This is a genomic window from Rahnella sp. CG8, from assembly GCF_023701875.1.
Taxonomy (GTDB): domain Bacteria; phylum Pseudomonadota; class Gammaproteobacteria; order Enterobacterales; family Enterobacteriaceae; genus Rahnella; species Rahnella aceris.
Genome location: NZ_JABAED010000005.1, coordinates 150,600 through 174,957 on the forward strand (window position 1 = coordinate 150,600; position 24,358 = coordinate 174,957).

Sequence of the window (24,358 nt, forward strand, 5' to 3'; positions counted from 1 at the left end):
TGGCGGTCATCGGGTTGTTGATCTGGCTGATACTCCGGTCAGCCGCGAAGGATGCTGATAATGATTATTAATCATTTTCCCCTGCCTGCGCATGGATCTACAGGCTTCATAAGAATTACCGGACAATAAATATCCGAACACCAAACTTAATACAAATTAAAAACAATGGTGTCAGATTGTAAAAATCCGGGTGAAATAACTCGCATGATGATTAACAAGCTAATTAAAAGCTATCATGCGAATAACAACGGTAAAAGTACGCCTTAAACGTAAAAAACGGATGTGTTTCTGATGTTATTTATTAAGTGAAATAGGAAGGAGAAATAATTAGCAGTTATTAATACAAATTAATCAGTTAGAAAATAATATTTTCATTGTGTTCAATGGAGGTGATAACAGGGCAAACTTTTTGCTCACCCCCTGCACTCGCTTTATCCGCCAGATTCTCCCCTACACCGACATGTTCATCACATCCTGATACGCTGCTACCAGTTTATTTCTTACCTGGACCCCAAGCTGCAATGAAATCGAGGATTTTTGCAGATCGACCATCACGTCGTTCAGACTGACACCGGGAACACCCATCTCCAGCTTTTCAGATTCCAGTTTTGCGTTGTTCTGGGTCTCGCTGATCTTACCTAATGCCGCTTTTAATTCGCTGGCAAAACCGGCCTCTGATGCGGTATCGGTCTTTGGTGCGGCACCGGCCTGAATAGCCGTGGCCTGCATCTGCTGTAAAACGCTCTCAATGCCTTGAATTGACATGCTTTCTCCGGTTATCGGGGTGTCGGTGAACAAATGGCTTCTTTCATGGAATGACACCCTATCACATCAGTTTTTTCCTAAACGCGGTAATTGAACCTAAAAACCATGGCTTATCGGGCCATTAACTTTGCGTTAAGCGGCAAATAATGGCTCACCTAGAAAATAGGCCTGCCTGTATGGAGGACTGAAAAATGTCACGCTTCAACGATTGCGCACTTGGGAGTCTGTTTTGTTAAGAGACAACATGAACACCACCATTCAACAGCTAAATAGGGATCTTGTATGAGTTCCGCAATAGCCGGCGCAGAAACCCCTCCAAGCGGTTTTACTGCGTTGCTTAATCGCCTGCGCGCCAACCCAAAAGTTCCTATCGCCATCGCTGCTGCGGCAGCCGTGGCTATTGTTGTTGTCATGATGCTGTGGGCTAAGCAGCCTACTTATAAGGTGCTCTTCAGTAATCTCGGTGACCAGGATGGCGGCGCCATCGTCACTCAGCTGACCCAAATGAACATTCCTTATCAGTTTTCTGATAACGGCGGTGCGTTGCTGATCCCTGCCGACAAAGTGTATGAAACGCGTCTGAAACTGGCGGCTGCCGGTTTACCTAAAGGCGGCGCGGTTGGTTTTGAATTAATGGATCAGGAAAAATTCGGCATCAGCCAGTTTAGCGAGCAGATCAACTATCAGCGCGCGCTGGAAGGTGAGCTCTCACGTACCATCGAAACGCTGGGCCCGGTCAGCAGCGCCCGTGTCCATTTAGCCATTCCTAAGCCTTCCTTATTTGTCCGCGAACAAAAAAATCCTTCCGCCTCTGTGACCCTGAATTTACAGCCGGGGCGTGCGCTGGATGACGGCCAGATCAACGCCATCGTTTATATGGTGTCGAGCAGTGTTTCCGGCTTACCGCCTGCGAACGTTACCGTGGTGGATCAGAGCGGTCATCTGCTGACGCAATCTGATAACAACGGGCGTGACCTGAATGCTTCCCAGCTGAAATATGCCAATGAAGTGGAAGGTCGTCTGCAACGTCGTATCGAGTCCATTCTGCAACCGGTGGTCGGCAACGGTAACGTGCATGCGCAAATCACCGCGCAGATTGATTACGCCAGCCGTGAACAGACAGATGAAAACTATCAGCCAAATGGTTCAGCCGATAAAGCGGCTGTGCGGTCACGTCAGTTAAGCACCAGCGACCAGATTGGCGCGTCATCGGTCGGCGGCGTGCCGGGTGCACTGAGCAACCAGCCTGCTCCGGCAGCGACGGCACCGGTGACGAACCCGCCAGCGGCAAACAATGCAAATGGCACACAAAATCAGACCGGCAATAATGCGCAAAATGCAGCCACCACCGCGAATGCCAATGTGCCGTCTAACCGTCGTCGTGATGAAACCACCAACTATGAAGTTGACCGCACCATCACGCATACCCAGCACAGCGCCGGCGCCGTGCAGCGTCTGTCTGCGGCGGTTGTCGTTAACTACCAGGTCGGACCGGATGGCAAAGCGAAGCCGCTGACTGACGATCAGTTGAAGAAAATTGATGATCTGGTACGCGAAGCGATGGGCTTCTCTCAGGAACGTGGCGATACGCTGAACGTGGTGAATACACCGTTCAACGAAGCGGCTGACGATTCCGGCGAGCTGCCGTTCTGGAAACAACAGGCGTTCTTCGATCAGTTACTCAATGCAGGTCGCTGGTTACTGGTGCTGATTGTGGCCTGGCTGTTGTGGCGCAAGATGGTTCGTCCGATGCTGCGCAAACAGCAGGCAGAGAAAGATGCCGCAGCCGCAGCCGCGCTTGCCGCCACCATGCCACAGCCTGAAGGCAGTAAACCGGTCAAACTCAGCAATGACGAGCTGGAAAAACGTAAACGTTCACAACAGCGTGTCAGTGTTGAAGTTCAGACCCAACGTGTGCAGGAGCTGGCCGATAAGGATCCTCGTATCGTCGCCCTGGTTATCCGCCAATGGATGAGTACCGAACAACCATGACTATGACCGGAACCGAAAAAAGCGCCATTTTGATGATCACGCTGGGTGAAGACCGCGCGGTGGAGGTGTTCAAACACCTCTCCCCTCGCGAAGTGCAGCAAATCAGTGGCGCGATGGCGAATATCCATCAAATTTCTAACAAGCAGCTGGCGGAAGTGCTGAACGAGTTCGAGGACGAATCCGAGCAGTACGCCGCACTGAGCGTCAATACCAGCGAATATCTGCGTGCGGTACTGACCAAAGCGCTGGGCGAGGAGCGTGCGTCAAGCCTGCTGGAAGACATTCTGGAATCGCGCGAAACCACCAGCGGCATGGAAACACTGAACTTCATGGAACCGCTGATGGCAGCCGATCTTATCCGCGACGAACATCCGCAGATTATCGCCACCATCCTCGTTCACCTCAAACGTGGTCAGGCTGCCGATATTCTGGCGCTGTTCGACGAGCGTTTGCGCAACGACGTCATGCTGCGTATCGCGACCTTCGGCGGTGTCCAGCCAGCGGCGCTGGCGGAACTGACCGAAGTGCTGAACAACCTGCTCGACGGCCAGAACCTCAAACGTTCGAAGATGGGCGGTGTTCGTACTGCGGCAGAAATTATCAACCTGATGAAAACTCAGCAGGAAGAGGCGGTTATCGAAGCCGTTCGCGGTTACGACGGCGAACTGGCGCAGAAAATTATCGACGAGATGTTCCTGTTCGAAAACCTGGTGGATGTGGACGACCGCAGTATCCAGCGCCTGTTGCAGGAAGTCGAAGGCGAATCGTTACTGGTTGCACTGAAAGGGGCGGAACAGCCATTGCGCGACAAATTCCTGCGCAACATGTCGCAACGTGCGGCAGATATCCTGCGCGACGATCTGGCAAACCGCGGACCGATGCGTATGTCTCTGGTCGAGAACGAACAAAAAGCAATTCTGCAGACGGTTCGCCGCCTGGCAGAGTCCGGCGAAATGATGGTTGGCGGCGGCGAGGATTCTTATGTCTGATGCTCCTAATACTGACTCACCAGAGTCTGACAAACCGGCACCGGAAAAGAAAACGGCGGAAGAACGTCATGCTGAGCGCATCAATGCTTTGCCATGGCAGCGGTGGAGACCGGGCGACCTCAGAATGCCCGTCTTTACCACGCCCGATGAACCTTTGCTGGCCGGCGGCGAACCAGAGCAAGACGACGGTCTGCCAAAAGTTCAGGTAGACCAGAATGAATTGCTCAATCTTCAGCGTCACGCCGAACAACAGGGTTTCCAGCAGGGTCTTGAAGCCGGACAGAAACAAGGTTACGCCGCCGGTTTCCAGCAAGGTCTGGAAGCCGGGCAGCAGCAGGGTTTGCAGGAAGGTCAGCAACAGCAGGCGGTTCTGACTGAACACTGGCAGCATATGGTTTCTGACTTCCAGCAAACACTGGATGCGCTGGACAGCGTCATTGCTTCCCGTCTGATGCAAATGGCGCTGACTGCCGCCAAACAGATTATTGGTCAGGCGCCGATTTGTGACGGTTCCGCCCTGCTTAATCAGATCCAACAACTTATCCAGCAGGAACCGATGTTCAAGGGCAAACCGCAACTGCGCGTTAACCCGGCAGATTTCGAGCGTGTGGAACTGCAACTGGGAGCCAGCCTGAGCATGAACGGCTGGCGACTGCTGGCCGACAGCCAGATCCACAGCGGCGGCTGTAAAGTCAGTGCCGAAGATGGCGATATGGACGCTTCGCTGGCCACCCGCTGGCATGAACTGTGCCGTCTCGCCGCACCGGGAGATCTCTGATGACCGCCCGACTGAGCCGTTTGCTGAAAACGCTGGATGACGCGGAAAAACGCATGGCGCGTACGCCGTCAGTCCGTCGTTATGGCCGTCTGACGCGGGCAACAGGTCTGGTACTGGAAGCCACCGGTTTGCAGTTACCGCTGGGTGCGACCTGCCTGATTGAGCGCCATGACGGGCCGGTCGTACAGGAAGTCGAAAGCGAAGTGGTCGGCTTTAACGGTCAGAGCCTGTTCCTGATGCCACTGGAAGAAGTGGAAGGTATTTTGCCGGGCGCGCGGGTGTATGCCCGTATTGCCGCCGACGGCCAGACCGCAGGTAAACAACTGCCGCTCGGTACGCAATTGCTCGGCCGTGTGCTAGATGGCAGCGCCAAGCCACTGGATGGATTACCGCCGCCGGACACCGGCTATCGCGCGGCGCTTATCACGCCGCCGTTTAACCCGCTGCAACGTACACCGATCACCGATGTGCTGGATGTCGGCGTCCGCGCCATTAACGCCCTGCTGACCGTGGGTCGCGGACAGCGTATGGGGCTTTTCGCCGGTTCAGGTGTCGGGAAATCCGTCCTGCTCGGCATGATGGCGCGCTACACCAAAGCCGACGTGATCGTGGTCGGACTGATTGGTGAACGTGGCCGTGAAGTCAAAGACTTTATCGAGAACATTTTGGGCGACGAAGGTCGTGCCCGTTCTGTGGTTATCGCAGCACCGGCTGACGTGTCTCCTCTTTTGCGTATGCAGGGTGCCGCTTACGCCACGCGTATCGCCGAAGACTTCCGCGACCGCGGTCAGCACGTATTGCTGATTATGGATTCCCTGACCCGTTATGCCATGGCGCAGCGTGAAATCGCCCTGGCGATCGGCGAACCACCGGCCACCAAAGGCTACCCGCCTTCCGTGTTTGCAAAACTGCCTGCGCTGGTTGAACGCGCAGGTAACGGCATCAGCGGCGGCGGCTCGATTACCGCGTTTTATACCGTACTGACCGAAGGGGATGACCAGCAGGATCCGATTGCTGACTCCGCCCGCGCCATTCTTGACGGCCACGTGGTGCTGTCGCGCCGTCTGGCGGAATCCGGCCATTATCCGGCAATCGATATTGAAGCGTCGATCAGCCGTGCCATGACCTCGCTTATTGACGACGCCCAGTACGGGCGCGTTCGTAATTTCAAACAATTGTTGTCCAGCTACCAGCGCAACCGTGACCTGATCAGCGTCGGTGCATACGCCGCAGGCAGCGATCCGATGCTCGATCGCGCTATCAAGCTGTATCCGCAGATGGAGAACTTCCTGCAACAGGACATCATGGAACGCAGCACATATGAAGACGCCTGTCTGGAACTGAACATGTTGTTCCCGGGCTAAACCAAGATAAGCGAGGCATAAATGGAAAGTTCATCGCCGTTAATCACACTTTGCTCGCTGGCGCAAAAAGCGCTGGATCAGGCGACCAGTCATTTGGGCCAAATCCGACAATCGCAACGTCAGGCTGACGAGCAGCTCACCATGCTGCTCAATTATCAGCGTGAATACCGGGAAAAACTCAATTCCACCATGACCGACGGGATTGCCGCGAATACCTGGCAAAACTACCAACAGTTTATCGGCACACTGGAAGTGGCGATTGAGCAGCACCGCAAACAGCTACAACAATGGGATCAGCGGCTGAATATGGCGGTTAACCAGTGGCAGGACAAGCAGCAACGGCTCAATGCGTACCAGACGTTGCAAACCCGCGCCAGTGAGCAGCAACGTTCTCTGGAAAATAAGATTGATCAAAAGCAGAACGATGAGTTCGCCCAGCGCAGCGCACACAGGAAGAAACAACCATGAATCTGAATATTTTGCCTGCAGCCGTTACCACGGCGAAGACCACCGCGAGCGCGGCGACCGGCAGTGCCTCTGTCAGTACGTCACCGGCAACGGACGTCAGTGCGATCACCGAGCCGGGCGCTACCAGCCCGGCGGATTTCGCCAGCCAGCTTGAAGCCCAGCTCGGCGAAAAAGTGGATCCGAAAATCACCAGTACGTTAGCCAAACTCGGCCAGCAAATCTCTGCCAAAGGGGTGGTCGTCGATAAAACAACCCTGACGCAGGCAGTGACTTCTGGTGAAGAAGACGGCAGCCTGATGCTGGATGAAAGTGATCTGAGCAAAATGATCGCCGCGATTCAGATATTGCCGACCGGCAATCTGAAAGGCACGGGCTCCGTCCCGGTCAAAGATGCCGCCCTGAGCGATAAAGATAAAGACAGCACTGACGCCGGTGCTGACCTTTCTGTTCAGTCATTGCTCGCGCAACTTGCGGCGCAGCAGCAACCGGCTCAGCAGATTCAAACCGCCACCACCGTCGCCACGCAAACCGTCAGCAGCGAACCCACCACAACCGATAAGCAGAGTTCACTGCTCGCCGGTCTGACCGCCTCTTCCTTACTGACGGCTGATGGCAAAACCGCCGCAGTAACGGACACCGATCCGAAAGCAGCGGCAGCCGCCTCAGGCAATACCGCGTCGGGCTCCGCACAACATGCCGCCAGCAGTAAAGCGGCCACCAGCAACACACCTGATTTTAGCAGCGCGCTGGCGTCAATGAGCGCAGCAGCCGGCAATGCCGCGGCTCTGCAGCAAAATGACAGCCGCGCTGCCGATAACGGCACGCAGGCACTGAATCAGCTCAACACCGCCGCCGTTGCCGTCTCTTCCGCGCCGGTTTCCAGCACGCCAACCATGACCAGCGCCGTGACCGCGCCAACAACGCCGTTGCTTAATGCACAACTCGGTACACCGGAATGGCAGCAACAGCTGGGTCAGCAGGTGATGATGTTCAACCGTCAGGGGCAACAGACCGCGGAACTTCGTCTGCATCCGGCTGATCTGGGCTCTATCCAGATCAGCATGAAGATTGAAAACAATCAGGCACAGCTCCACTTTGTGTCCGGTCACAGCGGCGTGCGCTCGGCAATTGAAGCCGCCATGCCGGAGCTTAAAACCGCGCTGGCAGACAACGGCATCAGCCTGGGTCAGAGCAGCGTCGGCAGTGACAGTTCGCAGTGGCAGCAAGCCCAGCAGCAAAGTCAGTCCGGTTCGCAGCAAGGTAATGCCGCCAGTTGGGCGGCGTTCAGCTCCGGCAGCACTCCCTCTGCCAGCGATGCCTTGCCGGTTCCGGCCTCCCTCGCTTCACGGGTCAGCGGCAACAACAGCGTGGACATTTTTGCGTAGGAATTTGCGTAAAAGTTCGCAGAATTGTTTCAGATAATTGCTGACGGTCAGTTCGTCCTTAATTCAAACGGCAGAGCTGACCTTATTTACCCCGCCTATTCTGACTATTGAACAACGGGATAAGCGGGATAATCGTTTTCAGAATTGACTCAGCAGTGTGGTGCTTCTCGCGCCAGACGGCTCATACTTACAGGAAATCGCCTCATCCATGTCTGACTCTGCTCTCTCGGCGTCGCGTAAAAAAAAGCGGCCGTTAATGATGATTCTGCTGTTACTGATTGCCATCGGAGCCTGTGGTGCGGCCGGTTACGCCTGGTGGATGTTGCACAAGCAACAATCCGGAAATGGAACACAGACGACTGAAGTGAAAAAGAACGAACCGCCTGCGGCACCGATTTTCCTGGCACTGGATACCTTCACCGTTAACCTGCAAACGGCGGATAACGATCCTGACCGCGTGCTGTATGTCGGGCTGACCCTGCGTCTGCCGGACGAAAAAAATCGCGCTACGCTTAATGAATACCTGCCTGAAGTTCGCAGCCGCCTGCTGTTGCTGCTCTCCCGTCAGAAGTCGACGGAGTTAGCCAGCGAAGCGGGTAAACAACAGCTGGTTCAGGACATCAAACAGGTTCTGGACGCGCCACTGGTCAAAGGTCAGCCTCCTCAGGTGATCAACGACGTGCTTTTCACTGCTTTCATACTGCGATAAACAAATTATGGGCGACAGCATACTTTCACAGGCCGAGATCGACGCGCTGCTCAATGGTGACAGTGACAGTGATAATGCAAGCAACACTGCGGCTGCAGCAAAGACTGCCGCGTCTGATGACGGTGTAAAACCTTTTGACCCTACGACGCAGCGTCGCGTTGTGCGTGAGCGGTTGCAGGCTCTGGAAATCATTAACGAGCGTTTTGCCCGTCATTTCCGTATGGGGCTGTTCAACCTCTTGCGCCGTAGCCCGGACATCACCGTAGGGGCGATCAAAATCCAGCCCTACCACGATTTCGCACGCAACTTACCGGTGCCCACCAACCTGAACCTTATCCACCTGAAACCTCTGCGCGGCACGGCGCTGTTTGTGTTCGCACCGAGCCTGGTGTTTATCGCAGTGGATAACCTGTTCGGGGGCGATGGTCGTTTTCCGACCAAAGTGGAAGGCCGCGAATTTACTCACACCGAACAGCGCGTGATTAAGCGCATGCTCAGGCTGGCACTGGATGCCTACGAAGATGCCTGGAGCGGCGTTTACAAGCTCAGCGTTGAATATGTGCGTGCCGAATTGCAGATCAAATTCACTAACATCACCTCTTCCCCGAACGACATCGTGGTGACCACGCCGTTCCATGTGGAAATCGGTGCGCTGAGCGGTGATTTCAACATCTGTATTCCGTTCAGCATGATCGAACCTTTACGCGAGTTACTGACCAATCCGCCGGTCGAAAACTCACGTAATGAAGAAAGTCAGTGGCGTGAAAACCTGGTGCATCAGGTTCAGCAGTCTGAGCTCGAACTGGTGGCGAATTTCGTCGAAATCCCGCTGCGCCTGTCGCAGATCCTGAAACTGAAACCGGGCGATGTACTGCCGATTGAGAAGCCGGACCGCCTGATCGCTCACGTCGATGGCGTGCCTGTGCTGACCAGCCAATATGGCACCTTAAACGAACAATACGCCCTGCGCGTTGAACATTTGATCAACCCAATTTTAAATTCTCTAGATGAGGAACAGCCCCATGAGTGACACCAATAAACCGTCTGACGCCGGATCGGATAACGTTGACGATTTATGGGCTGATGCGTTTAACGAACAACAGTCTGCGGGCGGCGCGAAAGCGTCAACTGACGGTGTTTTCGCCGCGCTGGGTGCCCAGGACGGAACAGGCAGTTTGCAAGATATCGACATGATCCTCGATATTCCGGTGAAACTGACCGTGGAATTAGGTCGCACCAAAATGACCATCAAAGAACTGCTGCGTCTGTCGCAGGGTTCCGTGGTGTCGCTCGACGGTCTGGCCGGTGAACCGCTGGATATCCTGATCAACGGTTATCTGATTGCTCAGGGTGAAGTGGTGGTGGTCGCCGATAAATACGGTGTGCGTATCACTGACATCATCACCCCGTCCGAACGTATGCGTCGCCTGAGCCGCTGATGAGCCAGAATGCCGCGACGGATTCTCCGTACATTTCCGGCCCGGTCAATCACGCCACCACCCAGGCATCACCTCAGGCGATGCCTGCCAGTTCTGTGCTGACACAAGTCAGTACTGTACTCGGCGGCATCCTGCTACTGATCCTGTTTATCGGCTGGGTGGTTAAGCGTGCCGGTTTCGCGCCACAGTCTAAAAATAACAAACTGCTGAAAGTGACCGCCAGTGTACAGGTCGGTCGCAGTGAAAAAGTAGTGATCGTAGAGGTCGACAATACCTGGCTGGTGCTGGGCGTAACGGCGCAAAACATCACCCCGCTGCATACGCTGAGCGCGCCTCCGGTTGAACAGACGCCAGACTCAGGCAATCCCAATCACCCACCCGCTGATTTCCGTCAGCTGATGCAGAAAATGTTGAAACGTCCGGGAAAGCAGGCATGACCTTGTTGAAATCCGCCCTTACCGCTGCCCGTCAGCGCCCTGTTCGCCTGGTCACTCACCTGTGTCTGCCGCTGCTATTGCTTGCCAGCCCGGCAGCTTTTGCACAGTTACCGGGGATCATCAGCCAGCAGATGTCTAACGGGACACAAAACTGGTCGCTGCCGATCCAGACGCTGGTGTTTATCACCACACTGACCCTGTTACCTGCGATGCTGCTGATGTGTACCAGTTTTACCCGCATCATTATCGTGCTGGGTTTACTGCGAAATGCACTGGGTACTCCTTCCGCGCCGCCAAACCAGGTGCTGCTCGGCCTTGGCCTGTTTCTGACCTTCTTCGTGATGGCACCGGTATTCGACAAAATTTACAGCGATGCTTATCAGCCCTTCAGCGAAAACAAGATCACCATGCAGGAAGCAATGGACAAAGGCGCTCAGCCGTTACGCCAGTTTATGCTGCGCCAGACCCGCGAAAGCGATCTCGCTTTGTATGCGCGTCTGGCCAATATCCCGCCTCTTGCAGGCCCGGAAGCCGTGCCGATGCGTATTTTGTTACCGGCTTACGTCACCAGTGAACTGAAAACCGCTTTCCAGATTGGCTTCACCGTATTCATACCGTTCATGATTATCGACCTGGTGGTCGCCAGCGTACTGATGGCGCTGGGGATGATGATGGTGCCACCCGCCACCATCTCACTGCCGTTCAAGCTGATGTTGTTCGTGCTGGTCGATGGCTGGCAACTGCTGCTCGGATCGCTGGCGCAGAGTTTTTACAGTTAATTCAAAACGCTAAAATTGTTGGGCGTTTTTTGCTCCTCCCCCTGCGAAGGGGGAGGCCGGGAGGGGGTTTTACAGGCAACTTGAAATTCTGAGCTGCTATTCATACCCCACCCCAACCCTCCCCTTCGCAGGGGAGGGAGTCGCCCGTCTTCTTTTACGAGAATCTTATGACTCCTGAATCGGTAATGGCACTGGGTAACGAGGCAATGAAAGTGGCGCTTGCCGTTGCTGCGCCTTTGTTGCTGGCCGCGCTGGTGACCGGGCTTATCGTCAGCCTGTTGCAGGCGGCGACACAAATCAACGAACAAACGCTGTCCTTCATTCCTAAAATTCTGGCCGTTGTGGCGACTATCGTGATCGCCGGGCCGTGGATGCTGAATCTGCTGCTCGATTACATGCGCACGTTGTTTACCAACCTGCCTTACATCATCGGTTAATCTATGGTTTCCTTCGACAGCACCCAGTTAGCCGGATGGCTGAGCATGTATTTCTGGCCCCTGCTGCGAATTCTGGCGCTGATCAGCACCGCGCCGATCACCAGTGAAAAGTCAGTGCCAAACCGCGTGAAACTCGGTCTTGGGATGATGATTACCTTCCTGATTGCGCCTTCCCTGCCGCCGGTGGACACGCCGATCTTCTCCACGCCTGCACTGTGGCTGGCGATGCAGCAGATTATGATTGGCACCGCGCTGGGTATCACCATGCAACTGGCCTTTGCCGCCATCCGTATGGCCGGTGAAATTATGGGTTTGCAGATGGGGATTTCCTTTGCGACGTTTTATGATCCGAGCAACCGTCTCAATACCCCGCTGCTGGCACAGTTTTTAAATCTGCTGGCGGTGTTGTTGTTCCTGAGTTTCAACGCGCATCTGTGGCTGATTTCCCTGCTGGCCGACAGTTTTCATACCCTGCCCATCAGCCATAATCCGGTGAATGCCGAAGGTTTTATGGCCGTCGCCAAAGCGGGCAGCATTGTATTCAGCGGCGGGATGATGCTGGCTCTGCCAATCGTGACATTGCTGCTGACGCTCAACATGGCGCTGGGTCTGTTAAACCGCGTGACGCCACAGCTTTCCGTTTTCGTCATCGGTTTCCCGCTGACCCTCAGCATTGGGATTCTGGCGATCAGCCTGATGATGCCGATGCTCGCCCCGTTCAGCGAGCATCTGTTCAGTGAAATTCTGGATAAGATTGTGTTGATCATGAATCAGCTGGCGGCTGACTGAATGGCTTAACGCCGCACCAGCAGCGCCATCACTTCGTAATGCGCGGTATGCGGGAACATGTCGAAAAGCCGGACACGCAGAATGTGATAGTCCGGCAGTAACGCCAGATCCTGCGCCATAGTTTGGGCGTTACAGCTTGAATAGAGAATCGTGTCCGGCGCCATGTGGCTGAGATATTCGCACAATGCTTTGCCGATGCCGCGACGCGGCGGATTCACCAGCACCAGATCCGGCACCTCGCCTTTGCCGGTCGCAAAACCGGTGGAATCGAGCGCCTGAAACTCAACGTTTTGCAGCCCCAGACGCACCGCCGATTCTTTCGCACAGGCAATGGCTTCCGCGCTGATTTCGATACCGGTCAGTTTCATCTGCGGTGTTGCACAATGCAGACCAAAGCCGCCCACGCCACAGAACAGATCCCACATACTTCGGATATCCCCTCGCCCCCTCACCCAGTCACGCGCCGTGGCGTAAAGCTTTTCAGCCACCACCGGATTGGTCTGGAAGAAGCTTTGCGGGCGGATAAACAGGGGGACATGGTTAAAATCTTCTTCCAGCCGCTGAACATCCGTCAGTGGAATTTCAGTGTCACCTTCGAGGATCGCCATATGCACCGGCTGGATGTTGGCGGAAATCACTTTCAACTGTGGCAACTGCTGTTGCAGCCACGGCAGTGCCGCACGCAATTGCGCCAGTTTGCCGTCTGAACGCAACACAAAGCGCAGCATCATGCCGCCATCTTTCTGGCTTTCAGTCAGTAACAGGAATTTCAGCTCGCCGCGTTTGCGCGCAACGTTGTAAGGGGTCAGGCCCGCGCGGGCAATAAAGATTTTGAGAACTGAAAATACCGCCGGGAAACTGGCCGGATACAACGGGCACTCACACAAATCGACCGGCGTGCCGTCGCGGTGCAACATCCCAAGTAAAGGGCGTTCCACGCTGCCGCTGACCACCATTTTGGCTTTATTACGAAACGCACTTTCCGGGCCGGTGACCGGTTCACACCATTCAGCCACCGGCAAATCTGACAGCAAATCGCTGAGATCCCGCTGCTTGTCGGCTAACTGTTGTAAATAAGGTTTGTCGAGCCACTGGCAGGAACGGCAGGTTCCGGCGGTGTAAAGTGCGCAATGCATGAAAAATTTCCGGTCATCAGATGCAGTAAAAAACTGGCGCGCAGTCTATCACTGCGCGGCGGGAAAGACTCACTTACATCGAGGCTATTTGCGACGGGAAAAGTATCTGCGGCTGCTGGCAGGCACATACAACAGTAGCAGCACCAGCATATCGGGAATTTTTTGCATCAGCAGCGCATAGAGAAATTCGCCCTGTGTTTCGACGTTAAAGCGAAAGATACGCGGGCCGAACCAGTCAAATGACGCCAGCAGCATGTAACCGACCACGATCACCTGACAACCGATGAATGCCCGGCGCCCCCAGCGGCGGCCACGCATCATGGCGTACGCGGCACGGCATTCGGTCAACACAATCAGCAAACTGGCCAGCATGATGAAACAGTTCAGCCAGGACTCGGCACTGACTTCAATAAAGCTCATCAGCCCTGAAAAGCCCATAGCATCAAACAATAATATGAATTCGAGCAAGCGCGTCGCGACAATCGCCGACGCACCGATCATGACGGGAACAGGGATAAATGCCAGTTTCATAAATCCGTTTGGGCTCTCCATTTACGTTCAGGGCGGAATACATCCGCCCTGAAAATTATCTTAAAATTTAAGCACGTTGAGCGCGCTGAATTTCTTTGCGCCGTTGTTTCTCGGCACGCGACATAAACCACCAGGCAATCATGCCGATGATGCCCACCACCAGCAGGATCAGCGTCGCCAGTGCGTTGATTTCAGGGTTGACACCCATACGCACGCTGGCAAAAACCAGCATCGGTAACGTGGTCGCGCCCGGCCCGGCGACGAAACTGGCGATCACCAGATCGTCGAGCGACAGCGTAAACGCCAGCAACCAGCCCGAAATCAGCGCTGGCAAGATCATCGGCAGCGTAATAATAAAGAACACTTTCAGTGGCGGTGCGCCTAAATCCATTGCCGCTTCTTCGATGGAACGGTCCAGTTCACGCAAACGCGCCGAGACCACGACCGCGACATACGCACTACAAAACGTCACGTGCGCCAGCCAGATAGTGAACATGCCACGTTCAGCCGGCCAGCCAAAAGTGTGCCCCATCGCCACAAACAGCAACAACAACGCCAGACCGGTGATGACATCAGGCATGACCAGCGGCGCAGTCAGCATAAACGCAAAACCGGTTGAACCGCGAAAACGCCTGAAACGCACCATCACCACGGCGGCCAGTGTACCGACCACCACGGCCATGGTGGCGGCAGCGGTGGCGATCGACAGGCTCATGCCGACAGCATTGATCATCGCCGAATCATGGAAAAGCTGAGTATACCAGCGGGTAGACCAGCCAGCCCAGACCGTTACCAGCTTCGAGCTGTTGAATGAGTAAATAACCAGCATCAGCATCGGGGCGTACAAAAACGTAAAGCCGAGCACCAGAATAAGAATTCGCCACGGCGAACGGACAACCGGTAACTGATTCATTCTTTATCTCCCAGCTCTTTGTTTTGGTATTTCTGGAACCACAGGATAGGCATGATCAGCAGCAACAACATGACCACTGCCACCGCCGAGGCTACCGGCCAGTCGCGATTATTGAAGAATTCCTGCCACAGGACACGGCCAATCATATTACTGTCCGGCCCGCCGAGCAGTTCCGGTATCACGTACTCCCCCACCGCCGGGATAAAGACCAGCATCGAACCGGCAATAATCCCGCCTTTGGTCAGCGGCATAATCACTTTGAAGAAGGTTTTCATCGGACGCGCACCGAGATCCTGCGCCGCTTCCACCAGTGAGTAATCCATGCGGGTCAGCGCGGTGTAAATCGGCAACACCATAAACGGCAGATACGAATACACGATGCCGATATACACGGCCAGATTGGTGTGCAAAATCACCAGAGGCTGGTCGATAACATGCAGCCAGATCAGTACGTTATTCAGTACACCGTTGTCTTTAAGAATGCCCATCCAGGCATAAACGCGGATCAGGAATGACGTCCATGATGGCAGGATCACCAGCAACAGCAGGATGTTGCGCGTCGAGGTGCGGCTGTGTGCCACCGCCCACGCCAGCGGATACCCAATCAGCAGGCAAAGCAGCGTGGAAATCGCTGCCACTTGCAGCGATTGCAAATACGCATCGATATACAGCGGATCCTGGGTCAGGCCGATGTAGTTGGCGATGTTGAGTGCAATATCCAGCATGCCGTCTGACCAGGTAACCAGATCGGTATACGGCGGAATGGCCCGCGCCATTTCAGCAAAACTGATTTTGAAAACAATCAGAAATGGCAGTAAAAACAGCAGCAGGAACCAGACCAGCGGCAGCAGGATCACCAGCTTGCGGCCATGCCGCTGTTGCAGACGACCGGTGAAGGCTTTAAATCCGCCCGGAGGTTTGCTGGCCGGGGTTTCGGAGATTACAGACATTTTCATCCCCCTTTAAACAGTCAGCACGACACAGCTGTCGGCTTCCCAGCACAGGCGCACTTCGTCGCCCCAGGTTGGCATACCTTTGCGGAAACGGTGACCGTTCTGCAACTGCGCCGTAATCATCTGCCCGCTGTGCAGCCTGACGTGATAAATCGACAGGTCGCCAAGATAGGCGATATTGACCACCTCTCCGACCGCGAAGTTGCAGCCATCCTGCGGCACGTCTTCACACAACATGATTTTTTCCGGACGCAGCGCAACATACACCGGCACGCCGTCAACCACAGACACATCCGGATCGACTTTCAGCGGATGCCTCAGCCCCGGTGAGGTCAGCAGCAGCGCATCGTCCAGACGCTCTTTCAGCACACCTTCAAATATATTCACGGAGCCGATAAATTCGGCGCTGAAACGGCTGGTCGGGTGTTCATAAATTTCTTCCGGCTCGCCGATTTGCACGAATTTACCGCGGTTCATGATGGCGATACGCCCCGCCATGGTCATCGCCTCTTCCTGATCGTGTGTCACCATCACGCAGGTCGCGCCGACGCGCTCAAGAATATCCACCACTTCCAGTTGCATACGGTCGCGCAGCTTTTTATCCAGCGCCCCCATCGGCTCATCGAGCAGCAGCAGTTTTGGTCTTTTCGCCAGGCTGCGCGCTAATGCCACACGCTGACGCTGACCGCCGGAAAGCTGGTGCGGCTTACGTTTGGCGAATTCCTGCATATGCACCAGCGTCAGCATTTCCGCCACGCGGCTTTTGATTTCCGCTGACGGCAGTTTGTCCTGCTTGAGGCCGAACGCGATGTTTTGTTCGACCGTCATGTGCGGGAACAAGGCGTAAGACTGGAACATCATGTTGATCGGACGCTGATACGGCGGCACCTGCGAAAGATCTACGCCATCCAGTACGATTTGGCCCTGCGTGGGCGGCTCAAAACCGGCCAGCATACGCAACAGGGTTGATTTCCCACAGCCGGACGCGCCGAGCAGTGCGAAAATCTCGCCTTTATAAATGGTCAGGCTCACATCATCGACGGCGGCCTGGCCATCAAAAGATTTGGTCAGATTGCGGATTTCCAGCAAAGGCGTGAAACCTTTCTGGGTCTTAGGCTGCGGGCGGGGGATAGCGTCGTTCACTCAGAGAAATCTCCGGTATCAGAATAAAGCAGTTCAAATAAGCATAACAGTCAGGGGGGAAAGTGCCTGATCGGTATACCCAAAATACAGCCGGAAGCAAAACGTCAGCGGCCCCGCCATCAATAAGCGGAGCCGCGTTAACGATACTCAAAATCATTCTGGTTGCATCAAGGCGGCAAGTGAGCAAGTCCCCGGGAGCTGACACACGTCAGTGACCGGGGCGCGTTCGCGCAGCCAACGCAGAGGCAGCCTGAAGGATGAAGAGTATTATTTGCCGGTTTTAACCTTGGTCCACGAACGGGTGATCACGCGGTCAATCTTCGGATCCTGAACTTTCAGGGTGAAGAGTTTCGCCTGAACATCGGCCGGTGGATAAATGCCCGGGTTGTTACGCACATCTTCGTTAACCAGTGGTGTCGCGGCTTTGTTTCCGCTGGCGTAGTAAACGGTGTTACTGATTTGCGCGATAACTTTTGGTTCCATCAGGTAATTGAGGAACTGATAGGCTTCATCGAGATTTTTAGCATCCGCCGGGATAGCAAACACGTCGAAGAAGGCCAGCGCCCCTTCTTTGGGAATGCTGTACGCCACGTTCACACCGTTTTTCGCTTCTTTCGCGCGGTTACCCGCCTGCATCACATCACCAGCCCAGCCGATTGCCACACAAATGTCGCCGTTCGCCAGGTCGTTAATGTACTGAGAAGAGTGGAAATAACGGATGTTCGGACGCAGTTTCAGCAGCAGATCGTTGGCTGCACCGGTGTAATCTGATGCTTTGGTGCTGTTCGGATCCAGATGCAGATAATTCAGGACTGTTGCGTAGATTTCCGCAGGGGCATCGAGGAAGGAAACACCGCAGCTTTTCAGTTTCTCGAGGTTTTCAGGCTTGAGCACCAGATCCCAACTGTCTACCGGGGCATCTTTACCCAGTACGGCTTTCACTTTATCGACGTTATAGCCGATACCGGTGGTCGCCCACAGATAAGGGATCGCGTATTTGTTGCCCGGATCATGTTGCGCCACCATCTTCAGCAGCTCAGGATCCATATTTTTGTAGTTTGGCAGTTTGCTCTTATCCAGAGGCTGGAACACACCAGCCGCCAGCTGACGTTCGAGGAAGCTGGCCGACGGTACCACCAGATCGAAGCCGGTGCTGCCTGCCATGAGTTTGCCTTCCAGCACTTCATTGGAATCAAACACGTCGTAAACCACTTTAATGCCGGTTTCCTTCTGGAAATCAGGCACGGTATTTGGTGCGATATAATCGGACCAGTTATAGATATGCAGCGTTTTTTCATCCGCAGACGCTGTGACGGACGCAGCCATAACCAGGCCGGCGACAACACCCGATAACCACTTTTTACGCAGGGTGAACATCCGTTACTACCTCCAAGACAGGGAATATAAATCGAATTTGTATCATTGAGACGGATACAAAACCTTTCACACAACTGCCAACCGACACCCATGGAATATGCATAGGCATTCAACGTTGACGCATACGCTGCCTGCGAATTAACCGTTTGGTTTTACGACGTAATCACGCTTGATGCAGAGTCAGAAGCATAGCGCCTGCAACCCTTGTGTACCAGCCTCCTGAGACAAAACCGGCGTTTATCGATTAATTATGCAGATTTAGTCTATACCGTCTGGCATTTTGCCTTTTAACAAAGTGAAATATCTGGCAACAACCACACCAATGCAGCATAACTTATGGCGAAAGCGGATAAAGGCAGCGGAGCCGCAATAAGCACGGCTCGCAGGAAAGGATCTTCAGAGGGGGGAAATGAATGTCCGGAAATGGAAAATTAATGCAGTAAAGGCAGATTCACAGAAGTGACCGGCATGCCTTCTTCTTCCTCGCCAAGGAAAAGCAGGTCATTGGCGTGCGCTTCGAGAATAATCATCGACATCTGCTCCTCAGCCTGTTGCAGGAAGAAAGCAAACTGCTCTTCCGTCACACCCACTGCAATCGTCAGTGACTGGCAAACAATCAGTTTCGGCAAATTGTCGTCCTGAATATCCACGAACGCTTTAATGGTCAGTGAACTGGCATTAATCGAGCTCAGATCGGCCACCAGCGGGATCAACGCCGTCGGTTTGACTTCGGCCAGTGCAGAAAACAAAATCACATTATCTACAATATCGAGTTTGGCATCAAAAATGCCGTCAAAATTCTGCATATGCGGCAAATGGAGAGCCTGACAGGAATCACACTCGAAAAAAGAGATGCCCAGCTGATCCAGCCAGCGCCGCAGCAGCGCTAAATCAGGGACGATGAGCGAATCCATAGAATGCCTCACGAGTTCAACACAACGAAAAAAACAAACCCTTCGTAACGCCAGCGGCATTACGAAGGGGTCATAGCTTACGGAATATTGCCGGTCAGCGCTACGATCATTACCGGATTGATGGACATTTAACGCACGGGAATAAGAATTAGCCACCGGATTTCAGACGGAATCCCGGCCGCGCTCTTTGTTCGATATAGTCAATCATCATACCGGCGATATCCAGACCGGTGGTGGCTTCGATCCCTTCGAGCCCCGGCGAGGCATTGACTTCCATCACCAGCGGCCCGCGGTTTGAACGTAAAATATCGACCCCGGCGACGTCCAGCCCCAGAGTCTGCGCGGCTTTAACCGCAATGTCTTTCTCCTGCGGCGTAATTTTGACATTGGTGGCCGTCCCGCCGCGATGCAGGTTCGAGCGGAAATCACCCGGTTTGGCCTGACGCTCAATCGCTCCGACCACTTTTTTCCCCACCACCAGACAACGAATGTCGCGCCCTTCTGCTTCGCGGATATATTCCTGTACCAGAATATGCGCGTTCAGGCCGCGAAATGCGTCAATGACACTTTCTGCCGCCTGACGGGTTTCTGCCAGCACCACACCAATCCCCTGTGTTCCTTCAACCAGCTTCACCACCAGCGGCGCACCACCGACCAGCGCAATCAAATCAGCGGTGTCATCCGGCGCATTAGCAAAACCGGTCGTCGGCAGATCAATGCCTTCACGCGCCAGAATCTGCATGGAACGCAATTTATCGCGCGCCCGGGTGATCGCCACCGATTCATTCAGCGGGAAACTGCCCAGCATTTCAAACTGACGCAGCACCGCTGTGCCATAGAAGGTAATCGCGGAGCCAATTCGTGGGATCACCGCATGGTACTTATCCAGCTGATGCCCGCGATAGTGCACGCTGGGCGCAGCAGGATTGATATTCATGTAGCAGGACAGTGGATCGATAATGTCGATCTCATGTCCGCGTGCTTCAGCCGCTTCTTTCAGGCGTTTACACGAATACAACGACCCGTCACGGGAAAGAATTGCAATTTTCATCCAACACTCCGTCGCCGTTTAGCGTGTTGCCCAACCTTGCTTGTGCAATGCGTCCAGCATAAACGGACGTTGTTCCTTTTTAAGGGTACGAATAATCAAATCACTCCAGGTATCGCGTCGGGCATTGCTGTCGCGTTGCAGATAATACGCCGATAGCGCGTCGTCATATTCTGCCAGTTGCTCTTTATCTACCGGCTGATAGCTGTTTTCATGCACCAGCAGAGACTGCGGCATACGCGGCTTGACCTGATGATCCTGCGCGGGGGTTCCGATACATAAACCAAACAAAGGCATCACAAATTTAGGCAGTTTCAGCAGATTCACTACGTCTTCCACCTGATTACGGATACCGCCGATAAACACACCGCCCAGCCCCAGTGACTCCGCCGCCGTCATGGCATTTTGCGCCATCAGCGCGGTGTCCACACAACCGAGTAACAACTGCTCGGCCAGACCCAGCTCGGCTTGAGGGTTGATCTGTAAATTACGATTGAAATCAGCACAGAAAACCCAAAATTCAGCGGCGCTGGCGACATATTTCTGACCACCGGTGTACTGCACCAGCGTCTCCCGCAGCACAGGATCGGTCACGCGGATAATCGAATAACATTGCAGAAAGCTCGAAGTCGAAGCAGCCTGAGCGGCGGCAATAATGGCTTCACGTTGCTCGTCCGGGACCGGTTGATCGGTAAAAGCACGGATGGAGCGGTGTGAGCGCAGAAGATCGATGGTCGGCGTCATTAAAAAATTCCTGAGCGGTAAGGATAAATAAAAAAGTTGCCCCAATCATTCATGCTGTGAGCACCGTTTGCAAGGATTCCGGCACCTGTAGCTGTAACAATGTGCTGTGTCTGAAAAAGACTGCCGGTTCATTCAGATAGGTCAAAGGTATCGGACTGACAGGTAATTCCTGCTTTTTTTTATGGTTTGTAACAGGCATAGTAGCGACATCAAAAAGGTGATGTGGTTAACAAAAACAGACATTCCCCTTTCATTTATCTTGTTGGCATTAACAAAGGAGTCTCCATGTTTGCAGTAATTTTTGGGCGTCCTGGCTGTCCTTATTGCGTACGCGCTAAAGAGTTGGCTGAAAAACTGACTGAAGAACGTGATGATTTCAACTTCCGCTACATCGATATTCACGCGGAAGGCATCACTAAAGCCGACCTGGAAAAAACCGTGGGTAAACCGGTAGAAACCGTTCCGCAGATTTTCCTCGATCAGAAACACATCGGTGGCTGTACTGACTTCGAAGCCTATGCCAAAGAGCATCTGGCGCTGTTCAGCAACTGATCCGCGATAAAATAAAGATATACACAGCCAAAAGGCGCTCAGTGAGCGCCTTTTTTATGGCTTCTACATCATGACATGTCAGTGTTGCCTGAACTGCCGGTAAGCAATGACCAGCAAATGAACCAGCATAGCGCCCAGAACACACCAAAATATCGCACTGGTGGCATAGGCCAGTTCCTGCATCAGCGGACGAACGCGTGGATAAAAGGCCATGCGCAATAAAAAGCACACAGGGATGGAAACCAGCCCGCCGACAAAGGACGAAAATATCGCCGAATCGCGGGAAATCAGCGACGTCACCACGCCGGGAATTAAAAATAATAACAGGCCATATTCCGGGCCTGGCGCGATATTTCTAACAATAATCCAGCCATTTTTTAACATAAGAAAAATAATTAAGAACATTGTGCAACAAATTAATGGGGCTACCACTTTTCGCCAAATTGCCATTTTACTTCCTCCTTAAAGTTGGCGAGATTTCACAGGTTCTCTGCATAAAATGCGTTCTTTGTTACCTGTCAGAGCCTTCTGGCTCATTTCCCCAGAGCGTTCCGCACTCCCGCGAAACACAAAAAAAGCTTTCAGAAGATTTATACGGGCATTTCTCTGGCTGAACTGGCGTTCTGTGACTAAAATGACGCCCGAAACCCAATTTTCCACCCCGCCGGGGCTGAAACAGACCGTGCGATCCTGAGTAGGAATTTTCTGTTTCTGAATTTATCCTTTACATTCTCCTATATCAAGAATTTGTTGGTAAACAATAAGTTATCCTTGTGAATATAAACGTCGCTAGTTTGTTAAACGGGAATTACATCCTGTTATTATTTGTGGTTTTGGCACTCGGTCTGTGCCTGGGGAAAATTCGCCTGGGTTCCGTTCAGCTCGGAAATTCTATCGGCGTATTAGTGGTTTCGCTGCTTTTGGGTCAGCAGCATTTCAGTATTAATACTGAAGCGCTCAACCTCGGCTTTATGTTGTTTATTTTCTGCGTAGGCGTCGAAGCAGGGCCAAACTTTTTTTCCATTTTCTTCCGTGACGGCAAAAATTATTTCATGCTGGCACTGGTGATGGTCGGCAGCGCCATGTTACTGGCACTCGGACTCGGACGTTTGTTCGGCTGGGACATCGGCCTCACCGCCGGGATGCTCGCGGGTTCAATGACCTCAACCCCGGTTCTGGTCGGCGCCGGAGACACGCTGCGTAATACCATGGGCGGTAACAAGATGCTCGGGCCTGAACTGGATAACCTGAGCCTGGGCTACGCCCTGACCTATCTCATCGGTCTGGTGAGCCTGATTTTCGGCGCACGTTATCTGCCGAAGCTGCAACATCAGGATTTGCCTACCAGCGCCCAGCAGATCGCGCGCGAGCGTGGCCTGGATACCGACAGTAAACGAAAAGTGTATCTGCCGGTGATCCGCGCCTATCGCGTGGGACAGGAGCTGGTGGCCTGGGCCGATGGCAAAAACCTGCGTGAACTGGGGATCTATCGTCAGACTGGCTGCTATATAGAGCGAATCCGCCGTAATGGCATCCTGGCGACACCGGACGGCGACGCCGTATTGCAGGTGGGCGATGAGATCTCACTGGTCGGTTATCCGGACGCACATTCACGCCTCGACCCGAGTTTCCGTAACGGTAAGGAAGTGTTTGACCGCGACCTGCTCGACATGCGTATCGTGACCGAAGAAGTGGTGGTCAAGAATAACCACGCGGTCGGCAAGCGTCTGAGTCAACTGAATCTCACCGATCAGGGCTGTTTCCTCAACCGCGTGATCCGCAGTCAGATTGAAATGCCTATCGATGACAGTATCGTGCTGAATAAAGGCGATGTGTTGCAGGTCAGCGGCGACGCAAAACGGGTGAAAAGCGTGGCGGAGCGTATCGGGTTTATCTCCGTACACAGTCAGCTCACGGATTTGCTGGCCTTCTGCGCCTTCTTTATTGTCGGCCTGATGATCGGCCTCATCACTTTCCAGTTCAAAAACTTCAGTTTTGGCATCGGTAACGCCGCCGGACTGCTGTTCGCCGGGATCATGCTCGGCTTCCTGCGAGCCAACCACCCTACTTTCGGTTATATCCCGCAGGGCGCGCTAAATATGGTGAAAGAGTTTGGCCTGATGGTGTTTATGGCGGGTGTCGGCCTCAGTGCAGGTGCGGGTATCAATAATGGTCTCGGCGCAATAGGCGGCCAGATGCTGCTTTCCGGCCTGATTGTCAGCCTGGTGCCGGTGGTGATTTGCTTCATCTTCGGGGCATATGTTTTACGCATGAACCGCGCTTTGCTGTTCGGAGCCATCATGGGTGCACGAACCTGCGCTCCGGCGATGGAAATCATCAGCGACACGGCACGCAGTAACATTCCGGCACTCGGTTATGCAGGAACCTATGCCATTGCTAACGTATTACTGACGCTCGCCGGTACGCTAATCGTCATCATCTGGCCCGGTGCATGACGTAACTCATTGAAGTGTAATGGGGCAAAAAAAAATCAATATTTTTTTAAATTTTTGCCCCCTCGCACGAACTTTTAAAGTTAGCCAGAGTCTTAATTAGTGCCACTGCTTTTCTTTGAAGTCCCCAAATTTGGAGAGCCCGTCAATCCCGCCTTATTAGGTTCAAGATTGCCGGGTTTTTTCTTTTCTGCTTACTGTAGATTTCAAATTCATCACACCTCCGCCGTTCTGCGTGCTTAAACGCAAAATCCTTTCTGCAA

Annotated in this window: 26 protein-coding genes; 15 read left to right on the forward strand and 11 right to left on the reverse strand. The window is 53.7% G+C overall.

The window, feature by feature from the left end; genetic code table 11:
• Positions 1-450 precede the first annotated feature (450 nt).
• A complete protein-coding gene (fliE, locus tag HGO41_RS06875) occupies positions 451-765 on the reverse strand; it encodes a flagellar hook-basal body complex protein FliE (protein WP_013575795.1) in 315 nt (104 codons plus the stop codon).
• A 282-nt stretch (positions 766-1,047) separates the two neighbouring features.
• Between fliE and fliF the strand changes: the two genes are divergently transcribed.
• From fliF to fliR, 13 genes are all read left to right on the forward strand, one after another.
• Positions 1,048-2,757, forward strand: a complete 1,710-nt coding sequence (gene fliF, locus HGO41_RS06880) for a flagellar basal-body MS-ring/collar protein FliF (protein WP_013575796.1) — start codon at positions 1,048-1,050, stop codon at positions 2,755-2,757.
• Positions 2,754-3,746, forward strand: a complete 993-nt coding sequence (fliG, locus tag HGO41_RS06885; RefSeq protein WP_013575797.1) for a flagellar motor switch protein FliG — start codon at positions 2,754-2,756, stop codon at positions 3,744-3,746. The genes fliF and fliG overlap by 4 nt, the downstream gene beginning before the upstream one ends.
• A gap of 124 nt (positions 3,747-3,870) precedes the next feature.
• A complete protein-coding gene (gene fliH / locus HGO41_RS06890; RefSeq protein ID WP_370447467.1) occupies positions 3,871-4,524 on the forward strand; it encodes a flagellar assembly protein FliH in 654 nt (217 codons plus the stop codon).
• Positions 4,524-5,888 carry a flagellar protein export ATPase FliI gene (fliI, locus tag HGO41_RS06895; RefSeq protein WP_013575799.1) on the forward strand — a complete coding sequence of 455 codons (1,365 nt, stop codon included), beginning with the start codon at positions 4,524-4,526 and terminating at the stop codon, positions 5,886-5,888. Before fliH ends, fliI begins: the two co-directional genes overlap by 1 nt.
• A 21-nt stretch (positions 5,889-5,909) precedes the next feature.
• On the forward strand, positions 5,910-6,356 hold the full coding sequence (gene fliJ / locus HGO41_RS06900) for a flagellar export protein FliJ (RefSeq protein ID WP_013575800.1): 447 nt from the start codon (positions 5,910-5,912) through the stop codon (positions 6,354-6,356).
• Positions 6,353-7,741 carry a flagellar hook-length control protein FliK gene (locus HGO41_RS06905; RefSeq protein WP_015690045.1) on the forward strand — a complete coding sequence of 463 codons (1,389 nt, stop codon included), beginning with the start codon at positions 6,353-6,355 and terminating at the stop codon, positions 7,739-7,741. The genes fliJ and HGO41_RS06905 overlap by 4 nt, the downstream gene beginning before the upstream one ends.
• Positions 7,742-7,949: 208 nt before the next feature.
• Positions 7,950-8,450 carry a flagellar basal body-associated protein FliL gene (fliL, locus tag HGO41_RS06910; protein WP_013575802.1) on the forward strand — a complete coding sequence of 167 codons (501 nt, stop codon included), beginning with the start codon at positions 7,950-7,952 and terminating at the stop codon, positions 8,448-8,450.
• Between the two features lie 7 nt (positions 8,451-8,457).
• Entirely contained in the window at positions 8,458-9,480 is a 1,023-nt protein-coding gene (gene fliM / locus HGO41_RS06915; RefSeq protein ID WP_013575803.1) for a flagellar motor switch protein FliM, read from the forward strand.
• Positions 9,473-9,889 (forward strand): flagellar motor switch protein FliN, encoded by a 417-nt coding sequence (gene fliN, locus HGO41_RS06920; RefSeq protein ID WP_013575804.1) that lies wholly within the window; start codon positions 9,473-9,475, stop codon positions 9,887-9,889. The genes fliM and fliN overlap by 8 nt, the downstream gene beginning before the upstream one ends.
• Positions 9,889-10,326 carry a flagellar biosynthetic protein FliO gene (fliO, locus tag HGO41_RS06925; RefSeq protein WP_013575805.1) on the forward strand — a complete coding sequence of 146 codons (438 nt, stop codon included), beginning with the start codon at positions 9,889-9,891 and terminating at the stop codon, positions 10,324-10,326. The genes fliN and fliO overlap by 1 nt, the downstream gene beginning before the upstream one ends.
• The gene (fliP, locus tag HGO41_RS06930) at positions 10,323-11,105 is read left to right on the forward strand and encodes a flagellar type III secretion system pore protein FliP (protein ID WP_013575806.1); all 783 of its coding nucleotides are present in this window, start codon (positions 10,323-10,325) and stop codon (positions 11,103-11,105) included. The genes fliO and fliP overlap by 4 nt, the downstream gene beginning before the upstream one ends.
• 167 nt (positions 11,106-11,272) lie before the next feature.
• Positions 11,273-11,542, forward strand: coding sequence for a flagellar biosynthesis protein FliQ (fliQ, locus tag HGO41_RS06935; RefSeq protein WP_013575807.1), 270 nt, complete (start codon positions 11,273-11,275; stop codon positions 11,540-11,542).
• Positions 11,543-11,545: 3 nt separating this feature from the next.
• Positions 11,546-12,331 (forward strand): flagellar biosynthetic protein FliR, encoded by a 786-nt coding sequence (gene fliR / locus HGO41_RS06940; protein WP_013575808.1) that lies wholly within the window; start codon positions 11,546-11,548, stop codon positions 12,329-12,331.
• Between the two features lie 5 nt (positions 12,332-12,336).
• Here fliR and rlmC read toward each other — a convergent pair whose 3' ends face one another.
• The 9 genes from rlmC to nfsA form a co-directional block, all read right to left on the reverse strand.
• The gene (gene rlmC, locus HGO41_RS06945) at positions 12,337-13,467 is read right to left on the reverse strand and encodes a 23S rRNA (uracil(747)-C(5))-methyltransferase RlmC (protein WP_241917088.1); all 1,131 of its coding nucleotides are present in this window, start codon (positions 13,465-13,467) and stop codon (positions 12,337-12,339) included.
• A gap of 84 nt (positions 13,468-13,551) precedes the next feature.
• A complete protein-coding gene (locus HGO41_RS06950) occupies positions 13,552-13,998 on the reverse strand; it encodes a YbjO family protein (RefSeq protein WP_013575810.1) in 447 nt (148 codons plus the stop codon).
• Positions 13,999-14,065: 67 nt separating this feature from the next.
• Positions 14,066-14,911 carry a putrescine ABC transporter permease PotI gene (potI, locus tag HGO41_RS06955; RefSeq protein ID WP_013575811.1) on the reverse strand — a complete coding sequence of 282 codons (846 nt, stop codon included), beginning with the start codon at positions 14,909-14,911 and terminating at the stop codon, positions 14,066-14,068.
• The gene (gene potH, locus HGO41_RS06960; protein ID WP_013575812.1) at positions 14,908-15,861 is read right to left on the reverse strand and encodes a putrescine ABC transporter permease PotH; all 954 of its coding nucleotides are present in this window, start codon (positions 15,859-15,861) and stop codon (positions 14,908-14,910) included. The genes potI and potH overlap by 4 nt, the downstream gene beginning before the upstream one ends.
• Positions 15,862-15,873: 12 nt before the next feature.
• Entirely contained in the window at positions 15,874-17,007 is a 1,134-nt protein-coding gene (gene potG / locus HGO41_RS06965; protein WP_013575813.1) for a putrescine ABC transporter ATP-binding subunit PotG, read from the reverse strand.
• Positions 17,008-17,274: 267 nt separating this feature from the next.
• Positions 17,275-18,384, reverse strand: coding sequence for a spermidine/putrescine ABC transporter substrate-binding protein PotF (gene potF / locus HGO41_RS06970; protein WP_013575814.1), 1,110 nt, complete (start codon positions 18,382-18,384; stop codon positions 17,275-17,277).
• 431 nt (positions 18,385-18,815) lie between these two features.
• Positions 18,816-19,298 (reverse strand): type III secretion system chaperone family protein, encoded by a 483-nt coding sequence (locus HGO41_RS06975; protein WP_013575815.1) that lies wholly within the window; start codon positions 19,296-19,298, stop codon positions 18,816-18,818.
• 148 nt (positions 19,299-19,446) lie between these two features.
• On the reverse strand, positions 19,447-20,349 hold the full coding sequence (gene rimK, locus HGO41_RS06980) for a 30S ribosomal protein S6--L-glutamate ligase (RefSeq protein ID WP_013575816.1): 903 nt from the start codon (positions 20,347-20,349) through the stop codon (positions 19,447-19,449).
• Positions 20,350-20,367: 18 nt separating this feature from the next.
• On the reverse strand, positions 20,368-21,090 hold the full coding sequence (nfsA, locus tag HGO41_RS06985) for an oxygen-insensitive NADPH nitroreductase (RefSeq protein ID WP_013575817.1): 723 nt from the start codon (positions 21,088-21,090) through the stop codon (positions 20,368-20,370).
• A gap of 285 nt (positions 21,091-21,375) precedes the next feature.
• On the opposite strand from nfsA, the gene HGO41_RS06990 reads away from it, so the two are divergent.
• Positions 21,376-21,642, forward strand: coding sequence for a GrxA family glutaredoxin (locus tag HGO41_RS06990; RefSeq protein ID WP_013575818.1), 267 nt, complete (start codon positions 21,376-21,378; stop codon positions 21,640-21,642).
• Between the two features lie 78 nt (positions 21,643-21,720).
• Here the strand turns inward: HGO41_RS06990 and ybjM are convergent, their stop codons facing one another.
• A complete protein-coding gene (gene ybjM / locus HGO41_RS06995; protein WP_013575819.1) occupies positions 21,721-22,092 on the reverse strand; it encodes an inner membrane protein YbjM in 372 nt (123 codons plus the stop codon).
• A 323-nt stretch (positions 22,093-22,415) separates the two neighbouring features.
• Here ybjM and HGO41_RS07000 point away from each other — a divergent pair, with 323 nt between their 5' ends.
• Positions 22,416-24,098 (forward strand): aspartate:alanine antiporter, encoded by a 1,683-nt coding sequence (locus HGO41_RS07000; protein ID WP_013575820.1) that lies wholly within the window; start codon positions 22,416-22,418, stop codon positions 24,096-24,098.
• Positions 24,099-24,358 lie beyond the last annotated feature (260 nt).

Excerpts from the sequence above, each read along its gene's own strand:
- fliO (WP_013575805.1), top strand. The coding sequence starts at position 9,889 with ATGAGCCAGAATGCCGCGACGGATTCTCCGTACATTTCCGGCCCGGTC.
- rimK (WP_013575816.1), bottom strand. The coding sequence starts at position 20,349 with ATGAAAATTGCAATTCTTTCCCGTGACGGGTCGTTGTATTCGTGTAAA.
- fliE (WP_013575795.1), bottom strand. The coding sequence starts at position 765 with ATGTCAATTCAAGGCATTGAGAGCGTTTTACAGCAGATGCAGGCCACG.
- fliP (WP_013575806.1), top strand. The coding sequence starts at position 10,323 with ATGACCTTGTTGAAATCCGCCCTTACCGCTGCCCGTCAGCGCCCTGTT.
- potI (WP_013575811.1), bottom strand. The coding sequence starts at position 14,911 with ATGAATCAGTTACCGGTTGTCCGTTCGCCGTGGCGAATTCTTATTCTG.
- ybjM (WP_013575819.1), bottom strand. The coding sequence starts at position 22,092 with ATGGCAATTTGGCGAAAAGTGGTAGCCCCATTAATTTGTTGCACAATG.
- HGO41_RS06975 (WP_013575815.1), bottom strand. The coding sequence starts at position 19,298 with ATGGATTCGCTCATCGTCCCTGATTTAGCGCTGCTGCGGCGCTGGCTG.
- nfsA (WP_013575817.1), bottom strand. The coding sequence starts at position 21,090 with ATGACGCCGACCATCGATCTTCTGCGCTCACACCGCTCCATCCGTGCT.
- fliR (WP_013575808.1), top strand. The coding sequence starts at position 11,546 with ATGGTTTCCTTCGACAGCACCCAGTTAGCCGGATGGCTGAGCATGTAT.
- fliG (WP_013575797.1), top strand. The coding sequence starts at position 2,754 with ATGACTATGACCGGAACCGAAAAAAGCGCCATTTTGATGATCACGCTG.
- fliI (WP_013575799.1), top strand. The coding sequence starts at position 4,524 with ATGACCGCCCGACTGAGCCGTTTGCTGAAAACGCTGGATGACGCGGAA.
- fliQ (WP_013575807.1), top strand. The coding sequence starts at position 11,273 with ATGACTCCTGAATCGGTAATGGCACTGGGTAACGAGGCAATGAAAGTG.
- potH (WP_013575812.1), bottom strand. The coding sequence starts at position 15,861 with ATGTCTGTAATCTCCGAAACCCCGGCCAGCAAACCTCCGGGCGGATTT.
- HGO41_RS06950 (WP_013575810.1), bottom strand. The coding sequence starts at position 13,998 with ATGAAACTGGCATTTATCCCTGTTCCCGTCATGATCGGTGCGTCGGCG.
- rlmC (WP_241917088.1), bottom strand. The coding sequence starts at position 13,467 with ATGCATTGCGCACTTTACACCGCCGGAACCTGCCGTTCCTGCCAGTGG.
- fliM (WP_013575803.1), top strand. The coding sequence starts at position 8,458 with ATGGGCGACAGCATACTTTCACAGGCCGAGATCGACGCGCTGCTCAAT.
- HGO41_RS06905 (WP_015690045.1), top strand. The coding sequence starts at position 6,353 with ATGAATCTGAATATTTTGCCTGCAGCCGTTACCACGGCGAAGACCACC.
- HGO41_RS06990 (WP_013575818.1), top strand. The coding sequence starts at position 21,376 with ATGTTTGCAGTAATTTTTGGGCGTCCTGGCTGTCCTTATTGCGTACGC.
- fliH (WP_370447467.1), top strand. The coding sequence starts at position 3,871 with ATGCCCGTCTTTACCACGCCCGATGAACCTTTGCTGGCCGGCGGCGAA.
- fliF (WP_013575796.1), top strand. The coding sequence starts at position 1,048 with ATGAGTTCCGCAATAGCCGGCGCAGAAACCCCTCCAAGCGGTTTTACT.
- potF (WP_013575814.1), bottom strand. The coding sequence starts at position 18,384 with ATGTTCACCCTGCGTAAAAAGTGGTTATCGGGTGTTGTCGCCGGCCTG.
- fliL (WP_013575802.1), top strand. The coding sequence starts at position 7,950 with ATGTCTGACTCTGCTCTCTCGGCGTCGCGTAAAAAAAAGCGGCCGTTA.
- fliJ (WP_013575800.1), top strand. The coding sequence starts at position 5,910 with ATGGAAAGTTCATCGCCGTTAATCACACTTTGCTCGCTGGCGCAAAAA.
- fliN (WP_013575804.1), top strand. The coding sequence starts at position 9,473 with ATGAGTGACACCAATAAACCGTCTGACGCCGGATCGGATAACGTTGAC.